Source organism: Citricoccus sp. NPDC055426, assembly GCF_040677445.1.
Classification (GTDB): Bacteria; Actinomycetota; Actinomycetes; order Actinomycetales; family Micrococcaceae; genus Citricoccus.
Map to the genome: position 1 here is coordinate 20,209 of NZ_JBFARZ010000004.1, position 13,109 is coordinate 33,317.

9 protein-coding genes are annotated in these 13,109 nt (G+C 70.1%); 7 read left to right on the forward strand and 2 right to left on the reverse strand.

The window, feature by feature from the left end; all coding sequences use genetic code 11:
- Positions 1-260 precede the first annotated feature (260 nt).
- The 3 genes from AB0K08_RS07960 (at position 261) to AB0K08_RS07970 (ending at position 4,893) form a co-directional block, all read left to right on the forward strand.
- Complete coding sequence (locus AB0K08_RS07960) at positions 261-590, forward strand: DUF6504 family protein (RefSeq protein ID WP_363353162.1); 330 nt, start codon at positions 261-263, stop codon at positions 588-590.
- Positions 590-4,360 (forward strand): DNA polymerase III subunit alpha, encoded by a 3,771-nt coding sequence (gene dnaE / locus AB0K08_RS07965; RefSeq protein WP_363353164.1) that lies wholly within the window; start codon positions 590-592, stop codon positions 4,358-4,360. The genes AB0K08_RS07960 and dnaE overlap by 1 nt, the downstream gene beginning before the upstream one ends.
- A gap of 80 nt (positions 4,361-4,440) precedes the next feature.
- The gene (locus AB0K08_RS07970; RefSeq protein ID WP_363353166.1) at positions 4,441-4,893 is read left to right on the forward strand and encodes an SRPBCC family protein; all 453 of its coding nucleotides are present in this window, start codon (positions 4,441-4,443) and stop codon (positions 4,891-4,893) included.
- Positions 4,894-4,920: 27 nt separating this feature from the next.
- Here AB0K08_RS07970 and AB0K08_RS07975 read toward each other — a convergent pair whose 3' ends face one another.
- Positions 4,921-5,622, reverse strand: a complete 702-nt coding sequence (locus tag AB0K08_RS07975; RefSeq protein WP_363353167.1) for a dihydrofolate reductase family protein — start codon at positions 5,620-5,622, stop codon at positions 4,921-4,923.
- Positions 5,623-5,959: 337 nt separating this feature from the next.
- Between AB0K08_RS07975 and AB0K08_RS07980 the strand changes: the two genes are divergently transcribed.
- Positions 5,960-7,633, forward strand: a complete 1,674-nt coding sequence (locus tag AB0K08_RS07980) for an HNH endonuclease (protein ID WP_363353169.1) — start codon at positions 5,960-5,962, stop codon at positions 7,631-7,633.
- Positions 7,634-7,684: 51 nt separating this feature from the next.
- Here the strand turns inward: AB0K08_RS07980 and AB0K08_RS07985 are convergent, their stop codons facing one another.
- A complete protein-coding gene (locus AB0K08_RS07985; RefSeq protein WP_363353171.1) occupies positions 7,685-9,646 on the reverse strand; it encodes a KUP/HAK/KT family potassium transporter in 1,962 nt (653 codons plus the stop codon).
- 170 nt (positions 9,647-9,816) lie between these two features.
- Between AB0K08_RS07985 and thrS the strand changes: the two genes are divergently transcribed.
- From thrS to pgsA, 3 genes are read left to right on the forward strand one after another with little or no spacing between them, the layout of a single operon-like run.
- A complete protein-coding gene (thrS, locus tag AB0K08_RS07990; RefSeq protein WP_363353173.1) occupies positions 9,817-11,883 on the forward strand; it encodes a threonine--tRNA ligase in 2,067 nt (688 codons plus the stop codon).
- 17 nt (positions 11,884-11,900) lie between these two features.
- A complete protein-coding gene (locus tag AB0K08_RS07995; RefSeq protein ID WP_363353551.1) occupies positions 11,901-12,482 on the forward strand; it encodes an HIT domain-containing protein in 582 nt (193 codons plus the stop codon).
- Entirely contained in the window at positions 12,482-13,102 is a 621-nt protein-coding gene (gene pgsA / locus AB0K08_RS08000) for a phosphatidylinositol phosphate synthase (protein ID WP_363353175.1), read from the forward strand. The genes AB0K08_RS07995 and pgsA overlap by 1 nt, the downstream gene beginning before the upstream one ends.
- Positions 13,103-13,109: the final 7 nt, after the last annotated feature.

Below are 13,109 nucleotides of genomic sequence, written 5' to 3' on the forward strand. Positions count from 1 at the left end.
CGGCACTCTCCGTAGTCTCCTTCTTGGCGTTAGAACACACGTTCTAATACCATGGTGGGGTGCGGCCGGGACTTCCCGTCGGCCGTTTCACTTCCCACCGCCCCGCCGGAGCGCCCCGGCGTCTGTTCTGCCGTTCCTTCCCAGACGGCAGGGCCCGACGCCGGCCCGGGCCGTTCCGGACGAACCTCGCCGGCCGTTCGCCGGAGGGGAGGAGTACGGCATGAGAAGTCACGACGAGAACAGGTCAGGAATCACGTCCCATGGGAATCTTCACTCAATCGGTCACCGTTCAATGCACCACGGCAGGTCTCCCGCAGTATCTGGAGTGGAACGGTCGGAACTATGTGCTGGCGGCGGACCCGGTGCGCTGGTACGAGCGGCGCAAGTGGTGGACCGAGGAGCAGCGGGCTGAACGGGGCCGCGGCGCCGGCCTGGTGGACCATGAGGTCTGGCGGGTCCAGGTCCGGCTGGAGCGGGCCCGCAACGCGCCCCTGCTGACACTGGACCTCTCCCACCATCTGGATTCCGGCCGCTGGCGGCTGGTCCGCGTGCATGACGGCGCCGCCGTGCGCCTGCGGGAGAGCGCCTGATGGGTGGTGCCGGAGGCTTCCCGCATCTGAACGTGGCCAGCGCCTTCAGCTCCCATTACGGGGTGTCCTGGCCGGCTGAGCTGGCCGCGGCCGCCGCGGCGGACGGCGCGGAGGTGCTGGCCTGCACGGATCGGGACGGGCTGTACGGAACGGCCAAGCACGTGGGTGCCTGCCTCGAGCACGGCCTGTCCCCGGTGCTCGGGGTGGACCTGGCGGTGCGCTGGGGGCTTCCCGACGCCGGCCCGGCCGGCCGGGTGCTGGTGCTGGCCCGCGGGGGGACCGGCGGCACCGGCTACCGGGCCCTCGTCCGGCTCATCTCGGCCGCGCACGCCCACACCACGGGAGGGGCGGCAGGGGGATCACCGTACGTCACGGTCGCCGAGCTGGCGCAGTGGTCTGCCGGCAGGCACCACGGCGCCCCACCGGAGCTGTTCGTGCTGCTGGGACCGGGGTCCGGCGTCGGGCAGCTGATGGCCGCACGCAAGTACACCGCCGGCCGGGCGCTGCTGCGCCGCTGGAAGGCGGCCCTGCCCGCAGGGTCGCTGCGGGTGGAGGTGGTCTGCCACCTCTCGCCGCCGGGCGAGAAGCTCTCCGCCCCGCACGCCGTGAAGATGCTGCGGGCCGCCCGGGACGTCAGGGTGCCGGCGGTGCTGACCAACGCGGTGCGCTACGCCACCCCGGACGGGGCCGCCACCGCTGACGTCCTGGACGCCGCCCGCGCCCTGAGTTCCCTGGAGGCACTGAGCGATCTCCAGCCCAACGGGCAGGGGTGGCTGAAGCCGGCCGGGGCCATGCACCAGATCGCCCGGGAGGTCTGCCGCGCCGCGAACGGTGAGGGCCACGGCGCCGAGGGGGTCGCCGCCCTGCTGGGGGACACCCATGCCCTGGCCGAGGCCTGCCGGATGGACCCCGAGACGGACCTGGGCTGGGGACGTCCCACGGTGCCGGAGACCTCCGTGCTGGGGGTCGGTGGGGACCCCGTCGCCGAGCTGCGGAAACGCTCCCTCGCCGGGGCCGGGACGCGCTTCCCGGAGCTCTACACGGGGAGCCGTTTCGCGTCCTCGAAGGCCGGGCAGGACCTGGAGGCGCGGCTGGAGCACGAGTTGGGGATCATCAACCGGCTCGGCTTCGCCAGCTACTTCCTCACCGTGGCCGAGGTGGTGCGGATGATCGAGGGCATGGGAGTGCGCGTCTCGGCGCGCGGTTCCGGGGCGTCCTCGCTGGTCAACCACCTGTTGCGGATCTCGAATGTGGACCCGATGCGGCACGAGCTGATCTTCGAGCGGTTCCTCTCGAACGACCGCTCGACCCTGCCGGACATCGACATCGACGTGGAGTCGGCGCGCCGGCACGACGTCTACCACGCGATGTTCGACCGGTTCGGGGCCGAGCGCACCACGCTCATGAGCATGCAGAACGGCTACCGGGCGCGCGGCGCGGTGCGGGACGCCGGCATGGCGCTGGGCATGGAGCCGGAGCGGGTGGACACGATCGCCAAGCAGCTGTGGCGGTTCTCCGCCTCGAGCTTCCGCGAGGCCATGGACCGGATGCCGGAGCTGCGTGGCTTCGCCGACCAGGTCGCCTCCGGGCGGGCCGCCGGGCAGCAGCAGCTGGACCTGCTCGTGGACCTCACCGAGCGGCTGGACCGGCTGCCGCGGCACATCGCCATGCACCCGTGCGGGGTGATCCTCGGGGACGCCAGCCTGCTGGACCGCACCCCCGTGCAGCCCTCCGGGATCGGGCTGCCGATGAGCCAGTTCGACAAGCACGATATGGATCCGATGGGCCTGCTCAAGCTGGACGTGCTCGGGGTGCGCATGCAGTCGACCATCGCCTACACACTTCAGGAGATCGAGCGGACCACGGGGCGGCGGGTGGACCTGGAGCAGGTGCCCTTCGACGACGAGCCAACCTTCGAGATGATCCGCACCACCCACACCCTCGGGATCTTCCAGATCGAGTCCCCGGGGCAGCGGGAACTGATCGGGAAGATGGCCCCCACCGAGCTCAACGACCTGATCATCGACATCTCCCTGTTCCGCCCCGGCCCCATGCAGTCGGACATGGTGCGGCCCTTCCTGGAGCAGCGGCACGGCTTCTCCGAGGCGCGGTACCCGCACCGGAGCCTCGAACCGGTGCTCGCCGAGACCCACGGGGTCACGGTCTTCCACGAGCAGGTGCTGCGGACCTTCGATGTGATGACCGGGTGCGGGCTGGCGAAGGCGGATGAGTTCCGCCGCCAGATCGGTGGGGAGCAGGAACACGTGGTGGAGGAGTTCTTCCGGGCCGAGGCCTTGCGGCGGGACTATCCGCTGACGGTGATCGACGAGGTCTGGGCCACCCTGCACGCCTTCGGCTCCTTCGGCTTCTGCAAGGCCCACGGCGCCGCCTTCGCCGTGCCCACCTACCACTCGGCCTGGCTCAAGACCCACCACCCCGAGGCGTTCCTGGCCGGCATCTTCGAACACGACCCCGGCATGTACCCGCGCCGGCTGATGATCGCCGAGGCGCGCCGCATGGGCATCCCCGTGCTGCCCGTGGACGTCAACGCCTCCACCGAGGCCTTCCGGCTCGAGTGGGTCCCCGCGCACCCGGAGATCGGCGGGAAGGGGCCCGACGCCGGCCGCTGGGGGATCCGGCTCGCGCTGAACGCGCTGTCCGGGCTGAGCGAGGCGGAGATCGCCCGGATCGTGGCGGGGCAGCCGTATGCCTCGCTGGCCGATGTGCGGGACCGGGCCCGGCCGACGCGGCGGAACCTCGAGCGGCTGGCCCAGCTCGGCGCCCTGGACTGCCTGCTGCCACCGGGAGGGGCCTCACGCACGGACCTGGTGCACCATCTGGAACTGCAGCACAGCGGGGACGCCGAGGGGCTCTCGGGGCGGAGGAAGCGGCCCGGGCGCCGGCAGGTGGACGGCCAGCTCTCCCTCGAGCTGCCGGACACCGAGGCGGAGGCGATCGTGCCGATGTTCCCGGACCCGAGCCGGGACCAGCAGGTGCGCACCGAGCTCGACCTGACCGCGATGGACCTGACGGCGCATCTGATGGAGTCGCACCGGCCGTACCTGGACGCGCTCGGGGTGACGGCGGCGGAGGACCTGCTGGGCCTGAGGTCGCAATCGAGGGTGCTGGTGGCCGGGGTGCGGGTGGCCACGCAGACCCCGCCCATGCGCAGCGGCAAGCGGGTGGTGTTCATCTCCGTGGACGACGGCACCGGCTGCGTGGACGCCTCCTTCTTCACGGAGGCCCAGCACGAGACCGGGGAGATGCTGTTCTCCTCCCGGCTGATGCTGATCGAGGGCACCACCCGGCGCACCGGGCCGAAGGCCATCAGCCTGCAGGCCATCCGGGCGTGGGACCTGCACCGGCCGGAGACCCTGCCGGACCCGGACTACCTGGACGCCAGCCGGGACCAGTGGCGGGCCTGGCTGCGGCGGGACCGGGACCGGGCCACCGGACAGCCGGCTCCGGTGCCGTGGGGGCCCGCCGTCTCGTCCGCGGCCCAGCAGCAGGGCACCGGCGGGGCGCGCAGGGCGGTGGAGCACGACGCCGGCACCCGGGTCCCCGACATCCCGCACCATGACACCGGCTCGTGGCCCGTGAAGGTCCGCGGACCGGTCGGCGTGCCCGCCGGGGCCTCGGCGACGGGCGGCAACCGGACGGCCGGCGCCTACCGGGCGTCCTCCAGGGCGCTGTCGATCCACCGGCCCGTCCCCGTGCCTCACCCGGAGACCTGGGAGCTGCTGCCGACGCCGGAGGACTGGGCCGACTGAACCGACCGGTCTGACGGTGCTGTCTGGCCTGACGGTGCTGTCTGGGTCGGCCGGCAGCCGGGTTGTGCGACGATCGATGCATGGCGAGCACCTTCACGGTGGAGACGAGGTCGGCCCATCCTGCGGACCGGCTCTTCGAGGTCTCCCTCAGCATCGATGAACACCTGGGGTCGATGGCCGACTCCGGCGAGCAGGCCATCGGCGGGGTGACCACGGGGACCATCGGGCTCGGGGAGACGGTCACGTGGCGGGCCAGGCACTTCGGCATCTGGTTCACCATGACCTCGCGGATCACCGACCACGACCGGCCCCGCCGGTTCGTCGACGAGCAGGTCGCCGGACCCTTTCGGTCCTTCCGCCATGTGCACGAGTACCGGGCGGTGGGCGAGGCGACGGTGATGACGGACACGATCACCCTGGCCTCGCCCGTGTTCGGTCGACTGGCCGAGAAGCTGGTGCTGGTGCCCTACCTGCGGCGGCTCATCCGGCAGCGCAACCGGCATCTGCTCGCCGTGCTCGACGCCCGGAGGTGACCGGTCCAGGCGTCCCGCGGCCGACCGTCACCGCCAGAAGAAGTGATGTTCCATCCCGCTGGGGCTGAGGACGCTCTCGTGCAGGTACCGGTCCTCGAGATCGGCAGGGGAGTCCCACAACCGCAGCCCGGAGCCGATGTCATGGGGTGCCACGGCGATGTGGAGCTCGTCCACGAGGTCCGCCTCGATGAACTCCAACACGGTGGTGACGCCACCGCCGAGCCGGACATCGCTGCCGTCGGCTGCCTGTTGCGCGATCCGTAGGGCCTCCGGCGGACTGGCGTCCAGGAAGTGGAAGGTCGTGTCACCGAGCGAGAAGGACGGGCGCAGGTGATGGGTCAGCACGAAGACCGGGGTGTGGAACGGCGGGTCGTCACCCCACCAACCCGTCCAGTCCTCGTTCTCCCAGGGGCCGCGGTAGGGGCTGAACTTGTGGCTGCCCATGATCTCGGCGCCGATGTTGTGGGTGAAGTCGCGCACGATGTGGTCGTCCAGGCCGCGGGTACCGCCGGGTTCGGTGCGGTTGGGCCAACTGGCGGTGGCGCCGGCCCATGCGACCAACGGCCCCGGATCGACATGGCCGAAGGGGCGCTCCAGGCTCTGGTCCTCCCCGGCCGCGACGCCGTCCCGTGAGACGAAGAAGTTCTGCACCTTGAGCCGTGGGGGCTGGGGTGCACGGCCGGGTGTGGTGGAGCCCTTGGTGGTGGAGCCTTTGGCGGTGGAGGGCATGGGCGCATTCCTGACGTCGAGGGCACGGGCCGGCCGCCGCGCCGGGGGCGCCGGGTCCTGTGTGATGGCCCGAGTGTAGGAATCCCGACGCCGGTGCGCCAGATCTACGGTTCGCCCGCCCCGGAGACCGCCCGGGCGTTGGTGCCGCCGGGCGGGTCGGCATGCGCGTCGGCGTGGGTGTAGGCGGAGGCTCAGGTGCGTGCCGAGTCCTCCACAGGAGACATCTCCCGGCGAGCCGGCCACCTCCGGGCAGCTGCATGCTTATCTTGTCCACCCCGCATGTTCGAATATGTGTGCTAACAAGAAGGCGGGCGGGAGCCATCGGGAGGTGGGTGCAGTGACAGAATCCAAACCTAACGACGTCGGCGCCCTGGCTACCCCAGACCTCCTCACCCTGTCGCTCGCGCTGGCCGCGGAGTTGACGGCGCGATTGTCCTCGCCCGACTTCCTGGATGACCTGCCCCGGTTCCCTCGTGGTCCGCAACGCGACCGCTCCGCGGACTGGGGCCTCTATGCCGATGATGCGGTGTACAGCGCAGCTGGCGCGGACGGTGGCGACGACGCGGACGGCGACGGTGGCGCAGCGGGCGCAGAGGGTGGAGCGCCCGGGCCGCAGGGGTCAGCCGACGTCCCGCCTGGAGTCCTGCCGGAGATCACCGTCGCCGTCGAACGGCTGGCCCGGAGCGTCGACGCCTCAAGGACAGCGCTGGCGGGACACATCGACCGGGTCTTCGATCTGCCGGACCAGCGCCGCGAGGTTCTGGGCCTCCCCGCCGGCAAGACGGCCTTCCGCCATGCCCCGGACTACCTCCGCGAGCACCTACACATCGATCGGCGGGAGGCCAGGCGCCGGGTAGACCGGTCGGGACACCTCATGGCGACCCGCACCGTGGACCATTCCCAGATCGTCCCGCCCCGGCTGCCGGTATTGGCCGATTCGGTGCTCCAGGCTGAGTTCGACACCTCCGCAGGAGATCTCATCGCCTCCACCCTGAGTACCGCCCGGCGGGAGGCGGCGCTCGCCGATGCGCCCCCGGAGATCGTCGATGAACAGTTGGTGGCCGGTGAGCGCCTCCTGGTGGCCAACGCCCGGGACGTCGACCCCGAGACCCTGTCGAAGATCTGTGCCCATTGGCGGCTACGGTTCGACGCGCTGGTCGATCCCGATGGTCGCGAACCGACCGACGCCGAGGTGAATGCAGCCCAGGGCTTCTTCTACCGGGGGCGGAAGCGGGGTCACGGCCTGCACCGGTGGGAGGTCCTGGCCACGGATGGGCAGCACGAGATCCTGCAGACCGTCGCCGCGGCCGCCTCGAATCCCCGGGCCCTCGGTCCGGAGTGCACGGCGGCTGAAGCCGTGGCTGCGGAGGAGGCGGAGCTGCAGCGCTTGGATCCGCGCAGTGTGGGGCAGAAGCAATTGGACGGCCTCGTCAGCGCTCTCACCGGTGCCCTCGCCCTGGCTGATCTCTCCGATCTGCCAGCCAGCGGCGGCTTCCGGCCGCAGGTGCTCGTCACGATCGACCACGACTCGCTGCTCAACCGTGTGCACCAGGTCCACGCGACAGACACACTCCTGTCCCAGGCGGCCTACGCCGGGCCCGTCTCGCCCCGGCTCATCCGGCAGTGGGCCTGTGAAGCGGACCTGATCCCCGTCGTCATGGGCGGTGACGGGCAGGTCCTGGACATCGGTCGGGCCCAACGACTCTTCCCCCGTAGGATCCGGCAGGCACTGGTGGCACGTGACGGTGGATGTGCGGCGCCGAACTGCTCCATTCCGGCGCTGTGGTGCGAGGCCCACCACATCGACCCTTGGGAGAACGGGGGACCGACCTCGGTGGAGAACGGAGTCCTGCTGTGCTCCCACCATCACCATGCAGTCCACGCCGACGCCTGGGAGATCTCTGTCCGAAACGGCGTCCCCTGGTTCATCCCGGCGCCGTATCTGGACACCACCCGGCGCGCTCGCCGGAACAGGTACCGGCGCGGTGGGACTGCAGACCCACCGGATTGATGGCTCGGTCAGCTGGGGCCCGCCAGAGGCAGGGTTCTGTCAGCTGGCATTTCAAGTCGGCAGCTCAGAGCCCATCACCACGGTCCGGGTGGGCGGCAGGTGGAACACCTCGGTCCGGTCTGCCTGATTGCGTTCCAGGGCCAGGAACAACCGCTGACCCCAGCTGCGGAACGGGTGGGTGTGGGGCGGCAACAGCGCCAATACCGAGATGAAGTAGTGCGCGGAGTCCAGGTCCAGGTCCAGCTCGGGACCGCCGTCCACCGCCAGGGCCAGGCTGCGCGGGATGTCCTGGGCGTCCAGGAAGCCCACCGTGACGGTCACGTGGACGATTCCATCCTCCGTCGAACCCAGATGGCGCACCTGGATCCGATGCGCCGCACTCACGTGCGGGACCCCTGCGGCCACCACCCGCACGATCACCACCCGTTCGTGCAGCACACCGAAGCTCTCCACGCATCGCAGCAAGGCCAGGGGAGTGGTATCCGGGGACGGGTGGGGGAACACCGCCACCCCCGGGATGCGGCGCACGCCCTGCACCGTGGCGATGAACTGCCGCAGGTCACCCTCCATCCGGCGGCGTTCGGCCACCAGGCCCTGGTGACCGCGGTGCCAGGTCACCATGACGGTCAGCACCAGTGCGGCGGCCAGCAACGGAATCCACCCGCCGGCCAGGATCTTGGTGGAGGTCGCCGCCAGCAGGACCACCTCCAGGATGCCGATCACCAGCGTGTAGGCTCCCACCGCCCACCAGGGCCACCGCCAGACCGTGCGGGCGAAGACCAGGAAGGTCACGGACACGAGCAGCAGGGTTCCGGTGACCGCGAGTCCGTAGGCGCTGGCCAGTGCGGCCGAGGAGCCGAAGGCCGTCACGAGGACCATGACTCCGGCGCAGAGGACCCCGTTGACCATGGGCAGGTAGACCTGTCCCTCCTGCCGCGAGGTATGCCGCACCACCAGGCGGGGGAGCAGCCCCAACCGGATGGCCTGCACCGTCACGGAGAACGCACCAGAGATCACGGCTTGCGAGGCGATGATCGTGGCCACCGTGGCCAGGAGTATCAGCGGAAGCTGCAGGGCAGGCGGGGCCAAGTGGAAGAAGGGGTTTCCCGCGGTATCGGGCGCGGAGATCACCACCGCCCCCTGCCCCAGATAGACGACGACTAGCGAGGGCATCGCCACGGCCAGCCAGGCCTGCCGCACCGCCCTCGCCCCGAAGTGACCGAGGTCCGCATAGAGCGCCTCGGCCCCGGTGACGGTGAGGACCACGGCCCCCATCAGCACGAAGGCCGGGAACGGCTGACGGATCACCAGCTCGATGGCCCAGTGCGGGGAAAGGCTTCCCAGGATCTGTGGGTGGGCGATGACCTGCGGCAGCCCCATGACGGCCATCACCACGAACCACAGAAGCATGATGGGTCCGAAGGCCCGGCTGACCCGCCCGGTGCCGGCCGGCTGGAACAGGAACAGTAGCGCGAGGATCACCACGGAGACGGGCACCACCAGACGGCCCCATTCGGGGGACACCACGGCGAGGCCCTCCACCGCGCTCATCACGGAGATGGCCGGGGTGATCATCGAGTCGCCGTAGAACAGGGACGCCCCCACCACCCCCACCAGGGTGAGCCATCCCAGCCGGTGCCGGCCGGTGATCCTCCGCCGCATCAGTGCCACCAACGCCAGGATGCCCCCTTCGCCACCGTTGTCCGCCCGGATCAACAGCGCCACGTACTTGACGGTCACGATGATGGTGATGGTCCACAGCACCATCGAGATGACGCCGTAGACCTCGTGCGCGGTGAGCCCCACATCGTTGTGATCCATGCTGAATGAGGTATGCAGCGCGTAGAGCGGACTCGTGCCGATGTCCCCGAAGACCACCCCGAGGGCCCCCAGCGTGGCCAGCTGGCCTCCGGCGGAGCGGTGTCCGGAGCGGTGTCCGGAGCCGCGGTGTCCGGAGCTGCGGAGTCCGGAACGGAGAGACCTGTCTCGGCCCAGTGGGCGCGGTGCAGTCATGCCGGTATTGTGCACCCGCCGGTCCCTCCAGGGTCAGATCAGGGGCACTGCCGGCGGAACGGTCGCCGAACGCCCACGCGCCGAACATGCCGAACGGACCGAACGGGCCCAACAGACCGCCGCGTCGACCCACTGCCCTAGAATGGCCCGTGGCTGGCGGTGGCCCCCGTATGCCACCAGCTCAGAAGCCCTACCCGAGGAGGAACCGGACCGTGTCCGAGGCGTCGCAGAACGAACTCATCACCATCACCGTCAACGCGGAACAGCGGGAGGTGTCCTCGGGTACCACCGGCACGGAGCTCTTCGCCGACCAGAAGACCATCGTCGTGATGCGCGTCGACGGCGAGCTGCAGGACTTGAGCCGCCGGATCCCGGCCGGGGCCGACGTCGTGGGCGTCGACATCTCCGAGGAGGACGGCCTGAACGTCCTGCGCCACTCCACCGCACACGTGATGGCCCAGGCGGTCCAGCAGCTGCGTCCGGACGCCAAGCTGGGCATCGGCCCGTACATCACGGACGGCTTCTACTTCGACTTCGACGTGGCCGAGCCCTTCACCCCCGAGGACCTCAAGACGCTCGAGAAGATGATGCTCAAGATCGTCAACTCGAGTCAGACCTTCGCCCGCCGCGTGGTCTCCGAGGGGGAGGCCCGCCAGGCTATGGCGGACGAGCCCTACAAGCTGGAACTCCTCCGCAAGCAGAACGATGCCGATGCCGTGGGCGAGGGCGCCAACATCGAGGTGGGCGCCGGCGAGATCACCATCTATGACAACGTGGACCGCAAGTCCGGGGACACCCTCTGGTGCGATCTCTGCCGCGGACCGCACCTGCCGAACACCAAGCTGATCTCCAACGCCTTCGCCCTGACCCGCTCGGCCGCCGCGTACTGGCTCGGCAACGAGAACAACCGGCAGCTGCAGCGCATCTATGGGACGGCGTGGCCCACCAAGGAGGACCTCAAGGCCTACCAGGAGCGGTTGGCGGAGGCCGAGCGACGTGACCACCGCCGGCTCGGTGCCGAACTGGACCTGTTCTCGTTCCCGGACGAGCTCGGTTCCGGCCTGCCCGTGTTCCACCCCCGCGGCGGCATCATCCGCAAGGAGATGGAGGACTACTCGCGCCAGCGTCACACCGAGGCCGGCTACGAGTTCGTCTACACCCCGCACATCACCAAGCAGCACCTCTACGAGATCTCCGGGCACCTCGACTGGTACGCGGACGGCATGTTCCCGCCCATGCAGATCGACGAACAGCGCGATCCGGTCACGGGTGAGATCACCAAGCAGGGGCAGAACTACTACCTCAAGCCCATGAACTGCCCCATGCACAACCTGATCTTCTCCTCGCGGGGCCGGTCCTACCGGGAGCTGCCCCTGCGCCTGTTCGAGTTCGGGCAGGTCTACCGCTACGAGAAGTCCGGCGTGGTCCACGGCCTGACGCGGGTGCGCGGCATGACCCAGGACGACGCCCACATCTACTGCACCAAGGAGCAGATGAAGGACGAGCTGACGTCCACGCTCACCTTCGTGCTGGACCTGCTCAAGGACTACGGCCTCAACGACTTCTACCTCGAGCTCTCCACCAAGGACCCGGAGAAGTACGTGGGCGAGGACGCCATCTGGGAGGAGGCCACCCGCACGCTTGAAGAGGTCGCCACGGCCTCCGGGCTGGACCTCGTGCCGGATCCGGGCGGCGCCGCCTTCTACGGTCCCAAGATCTCCGTCCAGGCCAAGGACGCGATCGGCCGTACGTGGCAGATGTCCACCATCCAGCTCGACTTCAACCTGCCGGAGCGCTTCGACCTCGAGTACCAGGCCGCCGACGGCTCCCGCCAGCGGCCGGTGATGATCCACCGGGCCCTGTTCGGCTCCATCGAGCGTTTCCTCGGCGTGCTCACCGAGCACTACGCGGGTGCCTTCCCCGCCTGGCTGGCCCCGGAGCAGGTCGTGGCGATCCCGGTGGCGGAGGCCTTCAACGACTACCTGGGGGACGTCGTCGACCAGCTCAGGGCACAGGGCATCCGCGCCCGCCTCGACGACGGCTCCGACCGCTTCCCGAAGAAGATCCGCACGGCGTCCAAGGAGAAGGTGCCGTTCGTGCTCATCGCCGGTGGCGAGGACGCCGAGGCCGGTGCCGTGTCCTTCCGCTTCCGGGACGGCAGCCAGGACAACGGCGTGCCGGTGGCGGACGCGGTGGAGCGCATCGTGAGGGCCGTGAGGAATCGGGAGTCCCAGTGACCTCCGGTCCGGAGGGCATGCCCGACGACGGCCCGGTCACCGACGACTTCCAGCTCGCCGGGACGCCGGACGGCTTCCAACGGCTGTGGAACCCGCACCGGATGGCCTACGTCCGCGGCGGGCAGGACCAGGTCAGCGGGGAGTCGACGTGCCCGTTCTGCGCCGCGCCCGGCCGCCCGGACGAACAGTCACTGATCGTGGCCCGTGGTGAGACCGCCTACGTGCTGTGCAACCTCTACCCGTACAACGCCGGCCACCTGCTGGTCTGCCCCTACCGCCACGTGCCGGACTACACGGACCTGACCCTGCCGGAGACGGCGGAGCTGGCCCGGCTGTCCCAGGTCGCGATGATCGCCCTGCGGGCCACCGCCCGGGCCACCGGCTTCAACCTGGGCATGAACCAGGGCAAGACCGGCGGTGCCGGCATCGCGGCTCACCTGCATCAGCACATCGTGCCCCGCTGGGGCGGGGACGGGAACTTCCTGCCGATCATCGCCGAGACCAAGAACATCACGGTCACCCTGGACACCGTGCGTTCGGCCGTGTCCGGAGCCTGGTCAGAGGCCGAGGCCGAGTTCGACGCCCGGCAGAGCGGCTGATGCTCAACCGCTATGCCCGGGCCCTGTTCGCCCGGATCTTCACGCCGATGGCCAGGTTCCTGCTGGCGCGCGGCGTCTCGGCGGACGCCGTGACGATCGTGGGGACGCTCGGGGTCAGCCTCGGGGCACTCGTGCTGTTCCCGATGGGCGAGCTGTTCTGGGGCACCATGGTCATCACCCTGTTCGTCTTCTCGGACGTCTTGGACGGGGTGATGGCCCGTCTCGCCGGGACCACCGGGCGGTGGGGGAACTTCCTGGACTCCACGCTCGACCGTGTCCAGGACGCGGCCGTCTTCCTGGGGCTGATGCTGTGGTTCTTCGGTGCCGGTGACTTCTGGATCGCCGGGGTCGCCGCCGGTGCCAGCCTGGCGCTGGGCATGTTGGTGTCCTACGTCCGGGCCAAGGCCGAGTCCCTGGGATTCGAGGCCAACACCGGGATCGCGGAACGGGCCGAACGGCTCGTCTCGACGCTCGTGTTCGCCGGGCTCACCGGCCTGGGCCTGGACCCGTGGTTCCTGGCCGTGGTCCTGATGCTGCTGACGGTGGCCTCCGCCGTCACGGTCGGCCAGCGCATGGCGACCGTGTACCGGCAGAGCAGGGCCCAACCGCCCAGCTCCTGACCTGGCA

Excerpts from the sequence above, each read along its gene's own strand:
- AB0K08_RS07960 (WP_363353162.1), top strand. The coding sequence starts at position 261 with ATGGGAATCTTCACTCAATCGGTCACCGTTCAATGCACCACGGCAGGT.
- dnaE (WP_363353164.1), top strand. The coding sequence starts at position 590 with ATGGGTGGTGCCGGAGGCTTCCCGCATCTGAACGTGGCCAGCGCCTTC.
- AB0K08_RS07970 (WP_363353166.1), top strand. The coding sequence starts at position 4,441 with ATGGCGAGCACCTTCACGGTGGAGACGAGGTCGGCCCATCCTGCGGAC.
- AB0K08_RS07975 (WP_363353167.1), bottom strand. The coding sequence starts at position 5,622 with ATGCCCTCCACCGCCAAAGGCTCCACCACCAAGGGCTCCACCACACCC.
- AB0K08_RS07985 (WP_363353171.1), bottom strand. The coding sequence starts at position 9,646 with ATGACTGCACCGCGCCCACTGGGCCGAGACAGGTCTCTCCGTTCCGGA.
- thrS (WP_363353173.1), top strand. The coding sequence starts at position 9,817 with ATGCCACCAGCTCAGAAGCCCTACCCGAGGAGGAACCGGACCGTGTCC.
- AB0K08_RS07995 (WP_363353551.1), top strand. The coding sequence starts at position 11,901 with ATGCCCGACGACGGCCCGGTCACCGACGACTTCCAGCTCGCCGGGACG.
- pgsA (WP_363353175.1), top strand. The coding sequence starts at position 12,482 with ATGCTCAACCGCTATGCCCGGGCCCTGTTCGCCCGGATCTTCACGCCG.